This window comes from Aminobacter sp. MDW-2 (assembly GCF_014250155.1).
Classification (GTDB): Bacteria; Pseudomonadota; Alphaproteobacteria; order Rhizobiales; family Rhizobiaceae; genus Aminobacter; species Aminobacter ciceronei.
In genome coordinates this window covers 500836-520576 of sequence record NZ_CP060197.1, presented here as the reverse complement: position 1 = coordinate 520576, position 19741 = coordinate 500836, and the positions used below count along the sequence as shown (strand labels likewise).

Below are 19741 nucleotides of genomic sequence, written 5' to 3'. Positions count from 1 at the left end.
GGTTGAGCGCCGGTCGTTCAGACGATGGTGTCGAACAGCCGCCAGATCCACGATATCTGATACAGCAAAGTGGCTGTCACGAAAGCCAGATGATATCGCCTGCTCGCTGTGGCGATGGCGATGAGGCAAAGTGCCACCAGGATCGGCGTGCGGATCAGGTACTCGCCACCGAAATGGGCGAAATGCGCCTCGCCCTTGACCAGCGTGTCGATGACGTCGAGTAGATAAGTCAGCGCCAGCAGCCCGAAAAACCAGGCGCGGCGCGAATAGAAGAAATCCTCGTAGCTTTTGTAGTCCTGCATTGAGTCGGGGAAGAGCAGCGCGCACAGCAGGAACAGCGCGATGGCGTAGCCGAGGATGAACAGGTAGGTGCCGAAGGTCCAGCTGTCGATGGCGTAAAGGCCGAACTCCCACCACCAGAAATGCACCAGCGTCAGAAGCAGCGACGCCACCCAGGCGAGGTGCACCGGGTAGAGCCTGTACTGGTCGGGATGCTGGACGATGCGGGCGACGCCCGACAGGAGCCGCGCCATGCCCAGGCCGATGATCATGCCCATGACGATGCGGATATGCGGGAAGACCTCGGCCGGGATATCGGGCGTCATGGGACGCTCCTGGGATGGTCGAATGCGGACATTGTCGGTTCCGGGAAAGTTTTCACGGCGAGGGTTGGAGGGAGCATCGTGCGCCGAATCAGCTGTCCAGCCAATAGACGTTGCCGTGAGCACGCCGTGTGCGAGACACAAAAAAACCCCGGCGCGCTTTCGCGGCCGGGGTTTGTATCAAGCGAGGACGGCGAAGCTTATGCGGCTTCGGCGACGTCGTCGTTCTTCAGCGCTTCAAGAATGTTCTGCGGCGAGGAGACGCCATAGGGGTCGCTGTCGCAATTGTCGGCGAAGCCTTCTTCCTCGAACCACTTTTCGATGCGGCCGTTGTTGATGACGGCGGCGTAGCGCCAGGAGCGCATGCCGAAGCCGACATTGTCCTTGGCGACCAGCATGCCCATCTTGCGGGTGAACTCGCCTGAGCCATCGGGGATCAGCTTGACCTTGTCGAGGTTCTGCGACTTGCCCCAGGCGTTCATGACGAAGGCGTCGTTGACCGAGACGCAGTAGATCTCGTCGATGCCTTCGGCCTGGAATTCGCCATGCAGCTTCTCGAAGTCGGGCAACTGATAGGTCGAGCAGGTCGGCGTGAAGGCGCCCGGCAGCGAGAACAGCACGACGCGTTTGCCGCCGAAATAGTCGGCCGAGGACTTGTCTTCCCAACGGAAGGGGTTCGGGCCGCCGACGGCCTCGTCGCGCACGCGCGTGCGGAAGGTGACAGCCGGAACTTTCTTGCCGATCATTTGAAACTCCATTTCCAAGATAGCGGGACCCCCGATCTTGGGCTCGGGGAATCCTGCCGAATTTTTAGCTAGCGCGGGCTCAATACCAATTGGCCGGAGGCGGTTCCAGCGCAACCGACGTGGCATCAGGTCGCGGGCGATTCCCCGGCGGCGGACGCGGTCAGGGAAGGTGGATCGTGGCGTCCATATAGATCACCGCCTGGCCGATCAGATAGACCCGGTCGGCCGCGACTTCGCAGCCGAGCACACCGCCGCGGGACGACAGCTGGCGTGCTGAAAGGCTCGTTTTGCCGAGTTTTGCAGCCCAGTAGGGAGCAAGCGTGGCATGCGTCGAGCCGGTAACCGGATCCTCCGGAATGCCGGCGCCGGGGGCGAAGTAGCGCGAGACGAAGTCGCAATCATTGCCGCGCGCTGTGATGCACAGGCCGAACGATCCGAGTTCGGCGATGCGCGGCAGGTCGGGCCGGTAGGCAAGCAGCGCAGCCTCGGAGGCCAGCTCGACGAAGTAGTTCTCGCGGTTGCGGAACAACTGCACCCAGCGGTCATCGCGCAGGCCGTTGACCAGCGCATCGCCTGATATGGCGAAGTCGGGGTCGAAGCGCGGGATGTCCATGCGATAGCCGTCGCCCTGCGGTGTGACGAGAAGATCGCCGACCTCGCGGGTGGAGAAACGCATGGTGCGCTCGACACCCTTGCGCAAATGCAGCGCGCAGGCCGAGGCCAGCGTGGCGTGACCGCAGAACGGCACCTCGTCGGTGGGCGTGAACCAGCGGATGTCCCAGCCATCGTGGCTTGGCTTGAGGAACGCCGTCTCGGCGAGGTTGTTCTCCAGGGCGATGCCCTGGAGCACCTGGTCGGGCAGCCAGTCCGCGAGGAACACGACGGCAGCCGAATTGCCCGAAAAAACGTTGTCGGTGAAGGCGTCCACCTGGATCATTTCGAGCTTCATCGCGGCCTCCTCATCGCAAGCCTGAAGCTAGAACAGGAAGTAGCGCTGCGCCATGGGCAGCACCGTCGCCGGCTCGCATGTGAGTAGCTCGCCGTCGGCACGGACCTCATAGGTTTCGGGGTCGACGTCGATTTCAGGCATGGCATCATTGAGGATCATCGAGCGCTTGCCGATGCCGCCGCGGGTGTTTTCGACCGCCACCATCTCTTTGGCCACGCCGATGCGGTCGCGCAGGCCGCCCTCCAGCCCGGCCTTCGAGACGAAGGTGATCGAGCTGTGGGTCAGCGCCTTGCCATAGGCGCCGAACATCGGCCTGAAATGGCTCGGCTGCGGCGTCGGGATCGAGCCGTTGGGATCGCCCATCGGCGCGGTGGCGATCCAGCCGCCGAGCAGGACCATATCGGGCTTCACGCCGAAGAAGGCCGGATTCCACAACACCAGGTCGGCGCGCTTGCCGACCTCGATCGAGCCGATCTCGCGCGACATGCCATGCGCGATCGCCGGATTGATGGTGTATTTGGCGATGTAGCGGCGGGCACGGAAATTGTCGTTGTTGCCTTTTTCCCCGGGCAGCGATCCGCGCTGGCGCTTCATCTTGTCGGCGGTCTGCCAGGTCCGGATGATCATCTCGCCGACGCGGCCCATGGCCTGGCTGTCGGATGAGATCACCGAAAACGCACCGAGGTCGTGCAGGATGTCTTCCGCCGCGATGGTCTCCTTGCGGATGCGGCTTTCGGCGAAGGCGATGTCTTCGGGGATCGACGGCGACAAATGATGGCAGACCATCAGCATGTCGAGATGCTCTGATATGGTGTTGACCGTGTAGGGTCGCGTCGGGTTGGTCGAGGCCGGGATGACGTTCGGGTACTGGCAGACCTTGATGATGTCAGGCGCGTGGCCGCCGCCGGCACCTTCGGTGTGGAAAGAGTGGATGGTGCGGCCCTTGAAGGCGCCGACGGTGTCCTCGACGAAACCGCCTTCGTTGAGCGTGTCGGTGTGGATCGTCACCTGGACGTCATGGGCGTCGGCGACCGACAGGCAGGTGTCGATGGCCGCCGGCGTCGTGCCCCAGTCTTCGTGCAGCTTGAGCCCGCAGGCGCCGGCCAGCACCATCTCCTCCAGCGCGCCCGGCAGCGAGGCGTTGCCCTTGCCGAAGACACCGATGTTCATCGGCAGGCCGTCGAAGGCCTGGATGATGCGGGCGATGTTCCATGGTCCCGGCGAACAGGTAGTGGCGAGCGTGCCATGCGCCGGGCCGGTGCCGCCGCCGACCATGCAGGTGACGCCGGAGTTCAGTGCTTCGTCGACCTGCTGCGGCGAGATGAAATGGATGTGGGTGTCGATGCCGCCGGCGGTCAGGATCTTGCCTTCGCCGGCAATGACCTCGGTGCCCGGTCCGATGATGATGGTGACGCCGGGCTGGGTGTCTGGGTTGCCTGATTTGCCGATGGCGGCGATGCGCCCGTCCCTGAGGCCGACATCGGCCTTGTAGATGCTGGTGTGGTCGAGGATCACGGCATTGGTGATGACGCAGTCGACGGCACCCTGGGCGCGGCTCAGCTGGCTCTGGCCCATGCCGTCGCGGATGACCTTGCCGCCGCCGAACTTCACTTCCTCGCCATAACATGTGAAGTCGTTCTCGACCTCGATGAACAGCTCGGTGTCGGCGAGCCGGACCTTGTCGCCGACGGTAGGGCCGAACATCTTGGCATAGGAGGCGCGGGAGATTTGTGCCGGCATCAGAGTTTACCCATCACCTTCTTCTGGAAACCATAGACCTCGCGCTTGCCGCCATAGGGCACCAGCGTGACGTCGCGCTCCTGGCCGGGCTCGAAGCGCACGGCGGTGCCGGCGGCGATGTCGAGCCGCATGCCGCGTGCCTGTTCGCGGTCGAATTTCAGGCCGCCATTGGTCTCGTAGAAATGAAAGTGGCTGCCGACCTGGATCGGCCGGTCGCCCGTATTGGCGACCTTGAGCGTTACCGTCGGCTGGCCCTTGTTGAGCTCGATCGAACCTTCGGCCGTAATGATTTCACCGGGGATCATGCTCTTATGCTCCTAGCGCCAGCCAGAGGCCGCCGAGGGCCGTGGCAGCGCCGGCGATGCGGGTGACGAGGCGGCCGGTGTCGCCGCCGAAGGCGCGACCGATGCCGAGGCCGAGACCAACGCCGGTGGCATGCAGCAGTGCCGTCGACAGCGCAAAGCCGATGCCGAAGCTCAGCGCGCCGGCCGAGCCGAGTTCGCCGCCATGGGCGTGGCCGTGGAAGAAGGCGAAGACGCCGACCACCAACATGCCGGCCCATGCCGGCACCTTGAGCGCGATCGCGGCAAGCAGGCCGATCACCACGACGGATGCGAGGATGACCGGTTCGACGAAGGGCAGGGGCGCTCCGGCGATGGCAGCCGCGAAGCCAACGGCCATGGTGGCGACGAACGCCGCGGGCACCAGCCACAGGGCGCGGCCGCCGAGCAGGGCAGCCCACAGGCCGACGGCCACCATGGCGAGGATGTGGTCCATGCCGAACAGCGGATGCGACACGCCGGCGAGCAGCGAGCCGTGCTCATCCGGATTGAGGTGGGCGAAGGCGGGCGCGACCGACAAAGACATCAAGGAGAGGGCGACAGCGAGACGCTTGAGCATCGTTGATAACCTTTCGTTCAGGGCAATCAGGCGGCGGATTTCGACGCGCAGCCTTCGGCTTTCAGCACGCGCCTGGTCGAAGCAGGATATTTCGCAAGCATGGCCGCGGGCCGGATCGGCCGAGCCGAAAAGTTGCCGCCGCAATTGGGGCAGCTGCCCGAGAGCACACCTTCCGCGCAGTCGCTGCAGAAGGTGCATTCGAAGGTGCAGATGACGGCGTTCTTCGCCTCGGGCGGCAGGTCGCGGTCGCAGCATTCGCAATTGGGACGCAGTTCGAGCATGGCGGCCTCAGCGGATCGGTTCGTGGACTGTGACGAGCTTGGTGCCGTCGGGAAACGTGGCTTCGACCTGGACGTCGTGGATCATCTCGGCAATGCCATCCATGACCTGGGCGCGGGTGATGACATGAGCGCCTGCTTCCATCAGCTCGGCGACCGAGCGACCGTCGCGGGCGCCCTCGACGATGAAGTCGGAAATCAGTGCCACCGCTTCGGGATGGTTGAGCTTGACGCCGCGCTCCAGACGCCGGCGCGCGACCATTGCCGCCATGGCGATCAGAAGCTTGTCCTTTTCCCTTGGCGTCAGGTTCATTCGCGCACCGAAATTCTTAGAGTGACCACAATCTGGGCAGTCCTGCCCGTCCATTGAGCAGGGCGACCAGCGGCATGAGTCGTTTCCGTAGCGTGTAGCCGTCCCCGGCGTAAAGCCTCGCAAGAAGCTTGCCAGTTTGCCCGACCGTCCAGAAGCTGGCGCCACCGTCGTCGCCGACGATTTGCCGCGCCGGCTCGAGCAGCTGTTCGCCGCGTTCGGAGACGAGCAGCAATGTTGCAACGGCGATGCGCCCGTCGCCCGAGGCCGGCCGGTTGAGTGTTTTGCCGATGTCGGGACCGACGGAAAAATCTTCGGCGTGGATAAGCCGGCCCTCGCGCCTGATGCGCCAGCGGTCACGGAAGGTGCCGTTTTCGACGCGCTCGCCCATGGCGGAGCGGCCGAACACGGTCGCCTCGACGATCAGCGCCTCGGCGCCCGCGGCGAGATCGGCGTCGAGCGTGCGTGAAAAGGCGGCGCGGTCGTAACTGATCGTTTCCTGCGGCAGCCAGCCGAGGAAGCCGCCGGCGCCTACCGACAGGCGAACATCGACCTCGGCGTGTCCGGCAAGCGCGCGGTAGACCTTCTCGCAGGCTTGGGTCGTGAGGACGGCGCGCGCGGCCGCACCGACCGAAACCTCCCAGTCGAGCCTGTCACCGCCGGTCAGCCCGCCGGCCATGTTGATCAGCACCGCTTCGAGCGGATCGGCGCTGGTCTCGGGCAGCCTGATCTTGGCCGCGCCATCCTGGTAGAGGCGGGCGAGACGGCTGCGGCCGGCGCGGTGCTCGACCTCGATGCGGGCCCGCGCCTTCACGCGCTGCGTGGAAATTGCCGCTGCGTCAGCCTGGGCGGACAAGGATGTGCCTGATGTCATGATGCCCGGAGGGTAACGGCAATGGGGGATTTGTCGATATACAAGCTTGTTGCCTCCTCGCGTTTCGCTTTCTATACAGGGACGCCTTTTTGGCTCAATTCGGGGGCGGTATCGTCTGATAATGTCAGGTTCTGGCCCGGCGCAGGGCTGCCGGCACGGACATGACAAGTTAGAGAGTTCTGGGGAAGGGTATTTATGGCCGACCAGTTGGCAACGGACATCATCGCCAAGATCAAGGCGCATGCCGAGGAAGGTGGCGAAGAGATCACGCTCGGCACCGAGCTGACGGCGCTTGGCATCCACTCGCTCGAACTCACCGAGATCATCTTCGACCTCGAGGAAGAGTACGATATCGAGATCGAGATGAATACCGTCGACGCCTGGAGCAACCTCAAGAATGTCGGCGACATGGTCGAAGCCGTTCGCGCCCTGATTGCAAAATCTGCCTGAGATGAAGCGTCCCCGCATCGTCATCACCGGTATCGGCGGGCTGTGCGGGCTCGGCACCGATGCACCCGCCATCTGGGATGCCATGCGCGCCGGCCGTTCGGCCATCGGGCCGCTGACCAATGGCGAGCTGCATGAGCTGAAGATCCGCATCGGCGCCGAGATCAAGCAACTGCCCGAGCACGGCATCGACCGCAAGCAGCTCGTTTCCATGGACCGCTTCAGCCTTCTCGCCGTGATCGCGGCCAAGGAAGCGTTGCGCCAGTCCGGCCTGGTGGTGAACGAAAACAACACGCATCGTGTCGGCACGATCGTCGGCGTCGGCGTCTGCGGCTGGGAAGCGATCGAGGAGAATTACCGCGCCATCCTGCTCGAAGGCCGGAACCGCGCCGCCATCTTCACCGTGCCGAAGGTCATGCCGGGTGCCGCCGCCGGCCAGGTCAGCATGAACCTTGGCCTGCGCGGGCCGGTGTTCGGCGTCACCTCCGCCTGCTCGTCGTCCAACCACGCATTCGCAACCGCAATGGACCAGCTGTTGCTCGGCCGCGCTGACGCGATCGTCGCCGGCGGTACCGATGCGCCGCTGGTGTGGGGCGTGATCAAGGGCTGGGAAGCGCTGCGCGTCGTTGCACCCGACACGTGCCGTCCGTTCTCCGCCGACCGGCAAGGGCTGGTTCTCGGCGAGGGCGCCGGCATGGTCGTGCTCGAAACCTATGACCACGCCGTTGCCCGCGGCGCGACGATCCTGGCCGAACTTGCCGGAACCGGCATGTCTGGCGACGCCTCCGACATCGTGGCGCCGACCGTCGAAGGCCCGACATCGGCGATGCGCGCCTGCCTGGCGGATGCCGGATTGGCCCCTGAGGACGTCGATTACATCAACGCCCATGGCACCGGCACCAAGGCCAACGACCAGATCGAAACGGCGGCCATCCGTCGGGTCTTCGGCGCCCATGCCGACAAGCTGTCGGTGTCGTCGACCAAGTCGATGCATGCCCATTGCCTCGGCGCCTCGGGTGCGCTCGAAATGATCGCCTGCGTCAATGCCGTGCGCGAAGGCATCGTGCCGCCGACTGCGAATTATCGCGAGGCGGACGCCGATTGCGATCTCGACGTGACGCCGAACGTGGCGAAGAAGCGCGACGTGCGTGTGGCGATCAGCAACGGGTTTGCCTTTGGCGGCACCAATGCCGTGGTGGCGGTCAAGGCAGTCTGACCGCCGTCTCCGGTCTCATCTGTCATTTTGACAAAACAGGCGCGCTGTATATTGATGCGGCGTGTCTGCATGACTAACTCTTGGCGGCCCCCACCATTCTGGCCAGCGCGCTTCACGCCGGCCCATCCCACGAGGAACCGTCGATGAGCGATCTCACTCCATTTCCGATTGCTGCCCGCTGGCCGGCACAGCACCCCGACCGCATCCAGCTCTATTCCTTCCCGACGCCGAACGGCGTGAAGGTATCGATCGCACTCGAAGAGCTCGACCTGCCCTACGAGGCGCACGCCATCAATATCGGCAAGAACGAGAGCTGGACGCCCGAGTTCCTGTCGCTCAACCCGAACGGCAAGATCCCGGCGATCCTCGATCCCAACGGCCCCGGCGGCAAGCCGCTGGCGCTGTTCGAGTCGGGCGCGATCCTGCTCTATCTTGCCGAGAAGACCGGCCGCCTGATCCCCGCCGACCGCGCCCGCCATTACGAGACCATCCAGTGGGTGTTCTTCCAGATGGCGTCTGTCGGCCCGATGTTCGGCCAGCTCGGCTTCTTCCACAAATTTGCCGGCCGCGAGATCGCGGACAAGCGCCCGCTCGAGCGCTATCGCGACGAGTCGCGCCGCCTGCTCGGCGTGCTCGACAAGCGGCTCGAAGGCCGCAAGTGGATCATGGACGACGACTACACCATCGCCGACATTTCGATGCTCGGCTGGGTGCGCAACCTGATCGGCTTCTACGACGCCGGTGACCTTGTCGGCTTCAAGAGCTTCGAGAATGTCGGGGCATGGCTGGAGCGGGGCCTGGCCCGCCCGGCGGTGCAGGCAGGCCTGAACATTCCAGCACGCGGCTAGTCAGCCCGAAGATCGAAAGAAAGCGCCGCGCGTCCTCGTGACACGCGGCGCTTCTGATGACTGCGGACCGTCAAAGCGGCCCGGTACGTCCGATCACCAGGTCGGCTTCGCGCCTGGCGGCGAGCACCCGGTCGATGTTGGGCATGTCGTTGCTGTCGATCCAGTTACGCGCATCGGCGTCCGAGCGGCCATGCTCGCGCCAGCGCTCGACCAGCCGCCGCTCCAGCTCCTCGCGTGGCACGTCGACGAAGATGGTAAAATCGAACAATTGGTGCAGCCGCTGCCACGGCTCTTCGTCGAGCAGCAGATAGTTGCCCTCGACGAGAATGAACTTGACGTCGGCCGAGACGATCTCGGCTGCCGCCCGCGACAGCTCGATGCTGCGATCGAATACCGGGATGGCGATGTCGGGTTCGGCGGCGCGCAGGCGCTTGAGCAGCACTTCGAAGCCGGCGAAATCGAAGGTTTCGGGCGCGCCCTTGCGCTCGCTCAGGCCACGACTGGCCAGCACCGCGTCGTCGAAGTGAAAGCCGTCCATCGCCACCACTGCGGCCGAGCCTTCGGGCAGCACGTCGCGCAGCGCCGCCGACAGCGTCGACTTACCCGATCCGGGCGGGCCGGCGATGCCGATCACGAAGCGCTCGGCATGGTGGGCGCGCTTGAACAGGGTTGCGGCGATGTGGGCGATTTCGGACATGGATCTCCCCAATGGTTTCGATGACATTCTGCCGCCGCACCCGTCAAAAATGAGGCGGCGGCTGCGTCACTTCAAGATCGGCTGGCCGATCCGCAGAAAGGTTTCGTCGAACGGTGCTTCGCGCCGGCTGCCATCGGCGAAGGTCAGGCGCAGACGGCCCGGCAGGGCTTCGACCTGCAACGGCGCTTCGCCGCCATCCCAAGGCATGGCACCGACAATCTGGCGGAAGGCGACGCGACTGCCGAGTGCGAAGGCCGTCTCTATGCCTTCCTGCTTCAGCCAGTTATCGCCGAGGGATGCGGCATGGCCGATCGCCGATCGCCCGTCCTCGATGCCGAGCACGCCGTGCCGGCCGTTCCACGGCGCGTAGTAGCGGCCGCCATTGCTGATCCACAGCATGGTGACGGGCAGTTCGGCCGGGTTCTTCAGCACCAGCACGACGTCGGCCTCAGCCGTGCGCGCCACTGCCGTCCAGCCCATGCCGCCATGATCGGCCTCGACGAGGGTGACGAAATCCTCGTGCCGGCGCGTCGCACTGTAGCAGGTGAGGTCGGTTTGGCTGCCATCCGCTGTCGGGAAGCGGGTGAGGTTGGCGCTGCGGGCGGGATAGGCGAGCAGATGGGCGCCGCGCGCCGGGTCGGGCTCGGTCACATCGGGCGGTGTCGCTGCCAGCCGCTTCGGCGAAAAGGCGAGGCGGCCGCCAGCGGCCATCTCGGTGATCGGATGGTGGGCGACCGATATGGAACCCGCACCGCCGGTGAACGAATGCTCCTGGTAGAGGAACGGGTGGTCGTCGCGCAGGATGAGCGTCTTGTCGACGGTGGCGCCCATCACCTTGTGCCGCAGCCGGAAGCTGACGCGGCGTCCGCCTGATATGGTTTCGTCGGCGAGCAAATCCCATGCGCTGTTGGCCGGCCAGCCATGCAGCGGTGCCGCTTCCACGTCGCTGCGCGAAAACGGCGCGCACAGGAAATCACCCGACAGCCTGGCGACGCCTTCGGGCAGGCCTTCAGGCAAGTCGTCGTGGTCGATCCAGGGCGCGCGGTGCAGCGGCTTCAGCGTGCGTCCGCCGCTTGTGATGGCGAAATCGGCGATGTGGCCAACGGCAAGGTCGAGCGCGGCTGATATGCCCTCGGCCTGGAAACCATGCTCACTCATGCCAAATCACCTCGCTATGTCAGCCAACAGAGCCGATTTGGCATCCTTCGCGCAAGCCGGCGGGTGTAACCAATATTCAACACCACCGGCGCAACATGCATCTGCTGCGCCAGGCGAAATGGACGGAATGGCGTGCGTTCTGTAATTTTCGGCTGTCGTTGCCGGCCGGCATGTGACAAATCCCAATCTTGGGCCCAATTTTGGCGATCACCGACAGGTTCTTTTCTTGTTAGCCCAGACCCACTCTTTCTTGCCGCCTTTAAGACTTCCCCGGTCTCTGTGGTCTGGGCTGTGGCGCACTATCGTGGCGCTGCTTGCCGTGATCACGCTTGTCACCGGCTGCGCCACTTCGGAGACGCTGAATGTCGCGCCGCAAGCCGCTGCGCCCGACAAGTTTGCGGCCATCGTCGTCGACGCCTCCAACGGGCGCACGCTATACCAGGCCTATGCGACGGCGCCGCGTTATCCCGCTTCGCTGACCAAAATGATGACGCTGTATCTGACCTTCGAAGCGATGCAGCAGGGTCGCGTCGCCAAGACGACGTTCATTCCGGTGTCGGAGAATGCGCGCTCGCAGCCGCCGTCCAAGCTCGGCTTCAAGCGTGGCGAGCAGATCGAGCTCGATGCGGCAATCCGGGCGCTGGCGACCAAGTCGGCCAATGACGTTGCCGTGGCCGTCGGTGAATATCTCGGCGGTTCGGAAGAAGGTTTTGCCCGACAGATGACGGCGAAGGCGCGTCAGCTTGGCATGACCAGTACCGTCTTCCGCAACGCCTCGGGCCTGCCCGATGCGCAGCAGCGGACGACGGCGCGCGACATGGCCGTGCTCGGCATGGCGCTGCGCAAGCACTTCCCGCAACATTATTACTACTTTTCGGCCACCGACTTCAATTTCCGCGGCAAGCGTATCCGCGGCCACAACGACCTGCTCGGCCGGGTCAACGGCGTCGACGGCATCAAGACCGGCTACATCAGGGCCTCCGGCTTCAACATTGTCACCTCCGTGCAGGCCGACGGCCGCAAGCTGGTGATCGTCGTCATGGGTGGCGAGACGGCGCGCAAGCGCAACGCCCAGGTCGAGGAGATGATCGTGCGCTACATGCCGCAGGCTGCCGGCGGCAGCCTGGCGTCGCAGATGTTCACCCCGGCGCCGGCGGCTACCGCATTGGCAGCACCCTTGCCGGCACCCGCTGCCCCCGGCATGCCTATGCCGGTCGACACGTCAACGACCATCCAGCAGGGCGACGCGCCCGTGCCGATGGGCGAAATCCAGTAGCCAGACGGGTTGGTGCCGCGCGGCTCAGGCCGGCGCGGTGTACTGATCGTCAGTGACGTGCTCGAGCCAGTCGACGGCACGGCCGTCGAGTGCCTCCTGCAGCGCGATGTGGGTCATGGCCGTTGCCGCGGAGGCACCGTGCCAGTGCTTTTCGCCGGGCGCGAACCATACCACGTCGCCGGTTCTGATCTCCTCGACCTTGCCGCCCCAGACCTGGGCCCAGCCGAGGCCTGAGGTTATGACCAGCGTCTGGCCGAGCGGATGGGTGTGCCAGGCCGTGCGCGCGCCCGGCTCGAAGGTGACGGTGACGGCGCGCAGCCGCGCCGGCGCCGGCGCCTCGATGACCGGATCCTGGCGCACCGCGCCGGTGAAATAGTCGGGCGAGGGCGTCGCCGAAGGCCGCGAACCGCTGCGTTTAATGTCCATCTTTTTGTCTCCTGTGGTCTTGCCTGCCCGGTCTCTTCGGAGCGCGGAGCCTCATTTCCGTTGCTACGCTATTCCGGACGGAAAACCACTGCACGCTTTTCCTGGAGTATTGTTCCAGCAAGCATTGCGGACGGGATTACTCACGCATTTTGCGGACGGGAATGCCGCGTTGATGGACGTCGCCACGCATGTCTCCGACAAGGTCAGGCAGCAGTCGCACCGTTTGGCCGCGGCAGTCGGCCCGGCCCCAGACCGATCGAAGCATCGAAGCGGCCTCAGTCCGGTAGGGCGACGATCGCCCGCCCGCTGGTCAGGTCGGCGATCTTCCGCACGATCGTTTCGACGTCGGCCTCGGGCAGCGCCACCTTCAATTCGGCACCGGTCGCGGTGAAGGTCTCGGCAACGATGCGCACGCCCGACTGGGCCGCGAGCCTTGCCTGGACGATCGCCAGATCGGCGAAGCCGCAGGTGATTTTCGCTTCGACCGAGATGACGATCTCGGTCTTGGCGGCCGCCCGCAGGCAGGCGGCCGCAGTGCCGCCATAGGCTCGCACCAGCCCGCCGCTACCCAACAGGATGCCGCCGAACCAGCGCGTGACGACGACGGCGACATTGTCGAGGTGCTGGCCGTCGAGCGCCGCAAGGATCGGTTTGCCGGCCGTGCCGCTCGGCTCGCCATCATCGCTGAAGCGATAGCTCTGGCCGATGCGCCAGGCCCAGCAATTGTGGTTGGCCCCGGCATCGGAATGGGCAGCAACAAACGCCTTCGCCGCCACCTCGTCCGCCACCGGCCCAGCAGCAGCCAGGAAGCGGCTCTTCTTGATGTCCTGGGCGAAGGTTTCGGGTTGAGCGAGCGTGAACATGTCTGGTGGCGTTAGACAACGCCGGGCGGGTGGCCGTCAATTGCGCCGTGCGAGCGGAAGGGCGCGTTAGGCTGTCCGAAGGCGGAGGCAGTGGTGATGCTGCGATTTGCAGGTGCCGGGCATAGCGATTTGCCACTACCCCCCGTTGCCGCCCGCCGCGGCATCGGTTATGAACGCGCGTCGTCCGGTGCGCCGGGCGTGGTTCGCGGCCTGCCGCGGACGAGCACCCGTAGCTCAGCTGGATAGAGCGCTGCCCTCCGAAGGCAGAGGTCACAGGTTCGAATCCTGTCGGGTGCGCCATTTTAAACATAAATATCAGACAGTTAGTCGATGCCGATTTTAACGAGCGTCCTAGCGGCTTTTGCGCGGAAGCACTACGGAAGCACAAGAGACCGTACGAATTTCAACGCACCCTCCTGTGGATAAATGCCAACGAAGTCTGCTCGACGATAGGGCGGCGACTGATGGCCGCCCATTTCGAGGCGAATAGGATGCATCGGCTCATGAGATTGATGTGGTTGATGATGGTAGCGTTAGAGCGCTACTGCCTTTCTCTCCACTCGTCGCAGCGCCATTCTGACTTCGCTGCATGGGTTGAGCAAAGGGTTCCGGAGTCTATCCCGGAAGGGCCACAGTCACAGAGACGATGAGGGGAGACGGTCGGCACCACCGCCGCTCTCTCGGTGCTGATGAACCCGGACTTGGTCTAATCCTCCATCAATTGCAGAAGCCGACGCTCGCGCTTACCTTGCGGATCATCTGCGCCACCTGAGGCAAGGCGCGCACGATCGCCCCCTTGTTCGTGCCGATGAAGACTTCCTGCAGGGGGAGAATCGTATGCGTTTTCAGAACCTGTATCATACCCAGCCGGATCTGCTCTTGAAGTAGGCGCGTTGGCAGAATGCTGATGCCGGTCCCCGATTCCACCAGCCTAAGGATGGTGCCGAGGCTGTTGCAAACATTTAGGCGCAGTCCGCCACCGGCCGTCGCGGCGAGCGCTCCGATGGTCAGCGAATGGAGGTTCGACGGTGCCGGCGTGGCGAAGATGCGTTGGCGCAGCAGCTCCCCATCCGAGACGGTTGTCTGCGGCAGCTGGAGCTTCTGGCTCGCGATCCAGTCGACGCTCTGACGCCCGAGAAGCTCGAGCGCGACATTGTCGTGTGATGGAGGCGTCGAGAGCACTGCGATATCCAGCAGCCCTTCCGAGAGCTGGTCGGCCAACCTATGGCTGGTATCCACCGTGGCGGCGATGCGAGTGCCGGAAAAGCGGTTGTCGAGTTCGTCGAGCAGGGCGGGCAGGCAGACGGCGGCGAAGCTGTCGATGACGCCGACCCTGAGCGTCGGCAGGCCGGTGTTGCGGGTCTTGATGTTGGATTCAATGTCCCGCGCGATCGCGATCATCGATTCCGCATAGTGCTTCAGAGCCTCGCCTTCGCTGGTGAGGAGGAGCTGGCGCTTCTGGCGCACGAACAGCGACACGCCGAGCTGCTCCTCCAGCTCGCGGATGCGGTAGGAGATCGTTGGCTGGGTGACGTTGAGCTTCTCCGCCGCCGCACTGAAGCTGCGCAACTGCGAAACCCAGTAGAAAGATTCAAGGGCGGAGAAGCTGAGGGTCATCGCTCATGCATAGAAGTTTTCTATCGATGACGACAAATATCCCAATTAGATTTTGATTTCAACACCGCCTAGGCTCATCTCATCCACATCAGAAACGCGGTGAGACAATGTACAAGACCATTTCACGGGAGCACATTCTCGAGGACCTTCCGGAGATCGCGGACATCCGCTCCGACGAACTGAGGGAAAAGGTAGTGGACGCGTGGGTTTTCGCCCTGGAGCGCTCGTCCTTCGATCGGGTCATCGACATTCCGGGCGAGGGCAGCCCGAAAGTATTTGCGCTGAAGCGCGGCACGCAGGACGCGCATCTGCGAGGCGTCACGCGCCTCGCGCTAGCGATCTACGACGAGTTCGACAAGACCTATCCCGAGGCCAAGGTCGACCGCGACATCATTCTCGCCGGCGGGCTCTGCCACGATATCGGCAAGACCTGGGAGTTCGATCCGATCAACCTGAGGCGCTGGCGCGAGCGCGGCGACCGCTACGGCGAACCGTCCTTCCGCCATTCCGCATATGGCACCCATGTCTGCTTGTCGGTCGGCCTGCCGGAAGAAATCGGCCATATCTGCATGGGGCACTCGCTCGAAGGCGCGCATATCGGCCATAGCACGGAATGCTACATCATCCGTCAGGCCGATCATGCCTGGTGGCATGTCGCGGCGGCTCTCGATCTCTGCCATCCGGAAACGATCGGTTTCGCCGGCCCGAACTTGCGGGTCCGACCGATCGGCATGCAGTAGGAAGCCGAAAAGGAACCGCCCGAGGGGAAAGCCGAGGTTTGAGATGGACTACACGTTCCAGTTCGGCCCATTGCTGAACTACCTGCCGCAAATCGTCAGCGGGCTGTGGCTGACGGTCGGCCTGTCCTTCGTCGGCATATTCGGCGGCATCGCGCTCGGGATTTTCTGCGCGGTGATGTCGACCTCGTCCTCGCCGTTTCCGCGCTTCCTCGTTCGCCTCTATGTCGAGGTGGTGCGCAACACGCCGCTGCTGGTGCAGATCTTCGTCATCTTCTTCGGATTGCCGAACATCGGGGTTCGGCTGACGCCGCTCACCTCCGTCTTCATTGCCCTGGTGCTGAACAATGGCGGTTATGTCGCGGAGATCGTGCGCGGCGGCATCGAGGCCACCCACCGCAGCCAGGTGGAGGCGGGGGAAAGCCTCGGCCTCACCTATTTCCAGACGCTGCGCTTCGTGATCCTGCCACCTGCACTGGAAAAGGTATTCACGCCGGTCGTCTCGCAATGCGTGCTCCTGATGCTGTCGACCAGCCTCGTCTCGGTGATCGGCGTCGAGGACCTGACGGGGGCCGCGATGATCGCAAGCTCTGAGACGTTCCGTACGATGGAAATCTACCTGGTCGTCGCCGTGGTCTATGTCGCCCTAAATTTCGCCTTCCGCGCCGTGCTGAACCTTGCCGGCCTCATGGTCTTCACGCGGCTCCGCCGCCGCCTGCTCGGGAGGGCATGAGATGCGCACGTTCGGCTCCCCCGAATTCCTCTTCATTGTCTATGCACTGCGCTGGACGCTGTCGCTGACCGTCCTCGCCTTCGTCGGCGGCGGCATCATGGGCATCGTGCTGGCGCTGCTGCGCATCGCTCGCAGCCGGACGTTGCGCACGATCACGAGCTTCTACATGCAGGTGATCCAGGGCCTGCCGCTGCTGGTGTTGCTGTTCCTGTGCTACTATGCGCCGTCGCTTTTCGGCATCGAGATCGCGGCGCTGACGGCGGCGGCCATTGCGCTCACCATCAATTCCAGTGCCTTCCTCGGCGCCATTTGGGAAAGCGCGCTGAGGGCTATCCCCAAGGCGCAGTGGGAAAGCGCCGATGCGCTGGCGCTGACGCCCTACAAGACGCTGCGCTTCGTCATCGCGCCCCAGGCGATCCGTCTCGCCCTGCCGTCCACCGTCGGCTTCCTGGTGCAGATCATCAAGCAGACGTCGCTCGCTTCGATCATCGGCTTCATCGAGATCACCCGCGCCGGGCAGCTCGTCAGCAATGCCACATTCGAACCGCTCAAAGCCTTTTTGAGCGTCGCCGCCCTCTATTTTGCCGTCTGCTTCCCGCTCACCCAGTTCAGCCTCTGGCTTGAGCGGCGTACGGCCCGCCGGGGCGCGGGAACCTGATCACCCAACGGCCCGCAGAAGGCTGTCCTACCAACCGGAACTCTAGAACTGTGAGGATGACCATGCGCCTGAAATCCCTTCTCCTGCCCCTCGTCGGGCTTCTTGCACTCACCGTCGGCGCCGCAACGGCGTCGGCTTCCTCCCTCGACGACATCATCGCCCGCAAGAAGGTCCTGATCGGTGTCGACCTGTCCGTCCCGCCCTTCGGCATCACCAATGAGGAGATGCAGCCGGACGGGCTGGATGTCGACGTCGCCGAGCTTCTGGCGAAGGACCTAGGCGTCGAGCTGGAACTGGTGCCCGTCACCGGCCAGAGCCGCATCCCGTCGCTTCAGACGGGCAAGGTCGATTTCGTCGTCGCGAGCTTCGGCATTTATGCCGAGCGCGCGCTGTCGGTCGCCTTCTCCAATCCCTATGGCGGCCACAAGTCGGTGATCATCGCGCCGAAGGGAACAGTGATCAAAAGCCTCGCCGACCTTGCAGGCAAGCGCGTCGGCGTCCCGCGAGGCACGGCACACGAAAAGATCCTTTCCGCTGCCAAGATCGAGGGCATGGAACTGGTGCGCTTCGACGACGACAGCACGACGTTGAACGCGCTCGTCTCCGGCCAGGTCGATGCCATCGGCACGGTGAACTACATCGCGGCGCAGCTTCAGGAACGCTATCCCGATAGCGGCTTCGAGGAGAAGACGACCTATCTCCAGAGCTTCTACGGGGTTGGCCTGCGCCGCAACGATCCCGACCTTCTGCACTGGGTGAACACAGTGCTCTTCGTCCACAAGCAGAGCGGCGAACTCTCCGCGATCTACGAGAAGTGGATGAAGACCCCGATCCCGGAACTGCCGTCGTTCTGATCCCAAAACAGCCAAGGGGCGCCCCTTTGGCGCCCCGACCACTGATCGAGAGGTCTATCATGTCCGTTGTCGTCGCAAAGAATATCCGCAAGAGTTTTGGCGCGCTGGAAGTGCTGAAGGGCGTGTCGCTGACCGTCGAAGGCGGCGAAGTCGTCGCCCTGATCGGCCGCAGCGGTTCCGGCAAGAGCACCTTCCTGCGCTGCCTGAACGGCCTCGAAAGCGTCGATTCAGGCGAGATCGAGGTGGCCGGCCACGGCATGTCGCGTAAGCCCGCCGAACTTCGCCAGCTCCGGCGCGACGTCGGCATCGTCTTCCAGAGCTACAACCTCTTCCCGCACTTGACTGCCGGCGAGAACATCATGCTCGCCCCGGTCCAGGTGAAGTGCATGGGCAAGGACGCCGCGCGCGCGGAGGCCAAGCGCTGCCTCGCGCTCGTCGGGCTCGGCGACCGCTTCGAGGCCTATCCGGACATGCTCTCGGGCGGCCAGCAGCAGCGCGTCGCCATCGCCCGCTCGCTGGCCATGCAGCCGAAGGTGATGCTGTTCGATGAAGTCACGTCGGCGCTTGACCCGGAACTCACCGGGGAGGTGCTCGCCGTCATCGAAAACCTCGCGCGTGACGGCATGACTATGCTCCTCGTGACGCACGAAATGGGCTTCGCCCGGCGCGTCGCCAACCGGACGATCTTCATGAAGGACGGCGTCATCCACGAGGAAGGTCCCTCCGCCGAATTCTTCTCCGCGCCGAAGACGCCGGAACTTCAGGCCTTTCTGCGTTCGGAAGTAGGCTGAGCCCGCGCAGCCGTTCGTCCACCCATTGTCTTACATAATCGGCAGAAACGCTCTGCCGGAGGAGTCCCCATGCCTAAGATCGAGGTATTACAGGTTGGCCCGTACCCTGAGTGGGACGAGGAGCGCCTGAACGCAGCCTTCACCATGCACCGCTATTTCGAGGCGGCCGACAAGGAGGCCTTCCTCGCGACGCACGGCCAAAACATCCGCGGCATCGCCACGCGTGGTGAGCTCGGTGCCAACCGTGCGATGATCGAAGCGCTGCCGAAGCTGGAAGTGATCTCCGTCTACGGCGTCGGCTATGACGCGGTGGACCTTGCCGCGGCGCGCGAGCGCGGCATCCGCGTCACCAACACGCCTGATGTGCTTACCAAGGACGTCGCCGACCTCGGGATTGCGATGATGCTCGCGCAGGCGCGCGGCGTAATAGGCGGCGAGACATGGGTCAAGAGCGGCGACTGGGCGAAGAAGGGTCTCTATCCGCTGAAGAGCCGTGTGCATGGCAAGCGCGCCGGCGTACTCGGCCTCGGCCGAATTGGCTACGAGGTGGCCAAGCGCCTCGCCGGCTTCGACATGGACATCGCCTACAGCGATATGGGGCCGAAGGATTTTGCCAGGGACTGGACCTTTGTCGCCGATCCGGTCGAACTTGCCGCACGCTCCGACTTCCTGTTCGTCACGCTCGCAGCGTCGGCCGAGACCCGTCATATCGTCGGCAGGAAGGTTATCGAAGCGCTCGGCCAAGAGGGCATGCTGATCAATATTTCCCGGGCCTCCAACATCGACGAGGAAGCGCTGCTCGACGCACTGGAGACGAAGGCGCTCGGTTCCGCCGCGCTCGATGTCTTCGACGGCGAGCCGAACCTCAACCCACGTTTTCTCGCCCTCGACAACGTGCTGCTCCAGCCGCACATGGCGTCGGGCACGATGGAGACCCGCAAAGCGATGGGCCAGCTCGTCTTCGACAACTTATCGGCCAATTTCGACGGCCGGCCGCTGCCGACCCCGGTTCTGTGAGGGC

The 19741-nt window shown here is 64.2% G+C and carries 24 protein-coding genes and 1 tRNA gene; 11 read left to right on the top strand and 14 right to left on the bottom strand.

Going from position 1 to position 19741, the window contains the following annotated elements; translation table 11 throughout:
* Positions 1-17: 17 nt before the first annotated feature.
* The 9 genes from H5P29_RS02610 to H5P29_RS02570 all read right to left on the bottom strand — a co-directional run bounded on the left by H5P29_RS02610 (position 18) and on the right by H5P29_RS02570 (position 6399).
* Entirely contained in the window at positions 18-605 is a 588-nt protein-coding gene (locus H5P29_RS02610) for a hypothetical protein (RefSeq protein ID WP_067955190.1), read from the bottom strand.
* Between the two features lie 197 nt (positions 606-802).
* Positions 803-1348: a peroxiredoxin gene (locus H5P29_RS02605; protein WP_067955188.1), complete on the bottom strand. Its 546-nt coding sequence runs from the start codon at positions 1346-1348 to the stop codon at positions 803-805.
* 160 nt (positions 1349-1508) lie between these two features.
* Complete coding sequence (locus H5P29_RS02600) at positions 1509-2297, bottom strand: PhzF family phenazine biosynthesis protein (RefSeq protein ID WP_154385760.1); 789 nt, start codon at positions 2295-2297, stop codon at positions 1509-1511.
* Positions 2298-2324: 27 nt separating this feature from the next.
* Entirely contained in the window at positions 2325-4037 is a 1713-nt protein-coding gene (ureC, locus tag H5P29_RS02595) for an urease subunit alpha (RefSeq protein WP_154385761.1), read from the bottom strand.
* Positions 4037-4342, bottom strand: a complete 306-nt coding sequence (locus tag H5P29_RS02590) for an urease subunit beta (RefSeq protein ID WP_067955182.1) — start codon at positions 4340-4342, stop codon at positions 4037-4039. Before H5P29_RS02590 ends, ureC begins: the two co-directional genes overlap by 1 nt.
* 4 nt (positions 4343-4346) lie before the next feature.
* Positions 4347-4937, bottom strand: a complete 591-nt coding sequence (locus H5P29_RS02585) for a HupE/UreJ family protein (RefSeq protein WP_067955180.1) — start codon at positions 4935-4937, stop codon at positions 4347-4349.
* Between the two features lie 26 nt (positions 4938-4963).
* Positions 4964-5218: a DUF1272 domain-containing protein gene (locus H5P29_RS02580; RefSeq protein WP_067955178.1), complete on the bottom strand. Its 255-nt coding sequence runs from the start codon at positions 5216-5218 to the stop codon at positions 4964-4966.
* A 7-nt stretch (positions 5219-5225) separates the two neighbouring features.
* Complete coding sequence (locus tag H5P29_RS02575; RefSeq protein WP_115729710.1) at positions 5226-5528, bottom strand: urease subunit gamma; 303 nt, start codon at positions 5526-5528, stop codon at positions 5226-5228.
* A gap of 16 nt (positions 5529-5544) precedes the next feature.
* Positions 5545-6399 carry an urease accessory protein UreD gene (locus H5P29_RS02570; RefSeq protein ID WP_154385762.1) on the bottom strand — a complete coding sequence of 285 codons (855 nt, stop codon included), beginning with the start codon at positions 6397-6399 and terminating at the stop codon, positions 5545-5547.
* A gap of 195 nt (positions 6400-6594) precedes the next feature.
* Here H5P29_RS02570 and H5P29_RS02565 point away from each other — a divergent pair, with 195 nt between their 5' ends.
* The 3 genes from H5P29_RS02565 (at position 6595) to H5P29_RS02555 (ending at position 8910) form a co-directional block, all read left to right on the top strand.
* Positions 6595-6849 carry an acyl carrier protein gene (locus H5P29_RS02565; protein ID WP_067955172.1) on the top strand — a complete coding sequence of 85 codons (255 nt, stop codon included), beginning with the start codon at positions 6595-6597 and terminating at the stop codon, positions 6847-6849.
* 1 nt (position 6850) lies between these two features.
* Positions 6851-8062, top strand: a complete 1212-nt coding sequence (locus H5P29_RS02560) for a beta-ketoacyl synthase (RefSeq protein ID WP_154385763.1) — start codon at positions 6851-6853, stop codon at positions 8060-8062.
* Between the two features lie 143 nt (positions 8063-8205).
* A complete protein-coding gene (locus H5P29_RS02555) occupies positions 8206-8910 on the top strand; it encodes a glutathione S-transferase N-terminal domain-containing protein (RefSeq protein WP_154385764.1) in 705 nt (234 codons plus the stop codon).
* Positions 8911-8980: 70 nt separating this feature from the next.
* Here H5P29_RS02555 and H5P29_RS02550 read toward each other — a convergent pair whose 3' ends face one another.
* On the bottom strand, positions 8981-9607 hold the full coding sequence (locus H5P29_RS02550) for a nucleoside triphosphate hydrolase (protein ID WP_067955166.1): 627 nt from the start codon (positions 9605-9607) through the stop codon (positions 8981-8983).
* A 66-nt stretch (positions 9608-9673) separates the two neighbouring features.
* Positions 9674-10765, bottom strand: a complete 1092-nt coding sequence (locus H5P29_RS02545) for a hypothetical protein (RefSeq protein WP_154385765.1) — start codon at positions 10763-10765, stop codon at positions 9674-9676.
* 304 nt (positions 10766-11069) lie between these two features.
* On the opposite strand from H5P29_RS02545, the gene H5P29_RS02540 reads away from it, so the two are divergent.
* The gene (locus tag H5P29_RS02540; protein WP_348640619.1) at positions 11070-12041 is read left to right on the top strand and encodes a D-alanyl-D-alanine carboxypeptidase family protein; all 972 of its coding nucleotides are present in this window, start codon (positions 11070-11072) and stop codon (positions 12039-12041) included.
* Between the two features lie 24 nt (positions 12042-12065).
* Here the strand turns inward: H5P29_RS02540 and H5P29_RS02535 are convergent, their stop codons facing one another.
* Together H5P29_RS02535 and H5P29_RS02530 are read right to left on the bottom strand one after the other, a co-directional pair.
* Positions 12066-12467, bottom strand: coding sequence for a cupin domain-containing protein (locus H5P29_RS02535; RefSeq protein WP_067955162.1), 402 nt, complete (start codon positions 12465-12467; stop codon positions 12066-12068).
* Between the two features lie 275 nt (positions 12468-12742).
* Positions 12743-13330, bottom strand: coding sequence for a YigZ family protein (locus H5P29_RS02530; protein ID WP_067955160.1), 588 nt, complete (start codon positions 13328-13330; stop codon positions 12743-12745).
* Between the two features lie 223 nt (positions 13331-13553).
* Between H5P29_RS02530 and H5P29_RS02525 the strand changes: the two genes are divergently transcribed.
* Positions 13554-13630, top strand: a tRNA-Arg gene (locus tag H5P29_RS02525).
* A 417-nt stretch (positions 13631-14047) separates the two neighbouring features.
* On the opposite strand, the gene H5P29_RS02520 is transcribed toward H5P29_RS02525, so the two are convergent.
* On the bottom strand, positions 14048-14947 hold the full coding sequence (locus tag H5P29_RS02520) for a LysR family transcriptional regulator (protein ID WP_154385766.1): 900 nt from the start codon (positions 14945-14947) through the stop codon (positions 14048-14050).
* Positions 14948-15054: 107 nt separating this feature from the next.
* Between H5P29_RS02520 and H5P29_RS02515 the strand changes: the two genes are divergently transcribed.
* The 6 genes from H5P29_RS02515 to H5P29_RS02490 all read left to right on the top strand — a co-directional run bounded on the left by H5P29_RS02515 (position 15055) and on the right by H5P29_RS02490 (position 19737).
* Positions 15055-15687 carry an HD domain-containing protein gene (locus tag H5P29_RS02515; protein WP_154385767.1) on the top strand — a complete coding sequence of 211 codons (633 nt, stop codon included), beginning with the start codon at positions 15055-15057 and terminating at the stop codon, positions 15685-15687.
* 43 nt (positions 15688-15730) lie between these two features.
* Positions 15731-16417: an amino acid ABC transporter permease gene (locus H5P29_RS02510; protein ID WP_154385768.1), complete on the top strand. Its 687-nt coding sequence runs from the start codon at positions 15731-15733 to the stop codon at positions 16415-16417.
* 1 nt (position 16418) lies between these two features.
* Positions 16419-17075 carry an amino acid ABC transporter permease gene (locus H5P29_RS02505; RefSeq protein WP_154385769.1) on the top strand — a complete coding sequence of 219 codons (657 nt, stop codon included), beginning with the start codon at positions 16419-16421 and terminating at the stop codon, positions 17073-17075.
* Positions 17076-17137: 62 nt separating this feature from the next.
* Positions 17138-17929 carry a transporter substrate-binding domain-containing protein gene (locus H5P29_RS02500; RefSeq protein ID WP_246340898.1) on the top strand — a complete coding sequence of 264 codons (792 nt, stop codon included), beginning with the start codon at positions 17138-17140 and terminating at the stop codon, positions 17927-17929.
* 59 nt (positions 17930-17988) lie between these two features.
* Entirely contained in the window at positions 17989-18720 is a 732-nt protein-coding gene (locus H5P29_RS02495; RefSeq protein ID WP_154385771.1) for an amino acid ABC transporter ATP-binding protein, read from the top strand.
* Positions 18721-18789: 69 nt separating this feature from the next.
* Positions 18790-19737, top strand: a complete 948-nt coding sequence (locus H5P29_RS02490) for a 2-hydroxyacid dehydrogenase (RefSeq protein WP_154385772.1) — start codon at positions 18790-18792, stop codon at positions 19735-19737.
* Positions 19738-19741 lie beyond the last annotated feature (4 nt).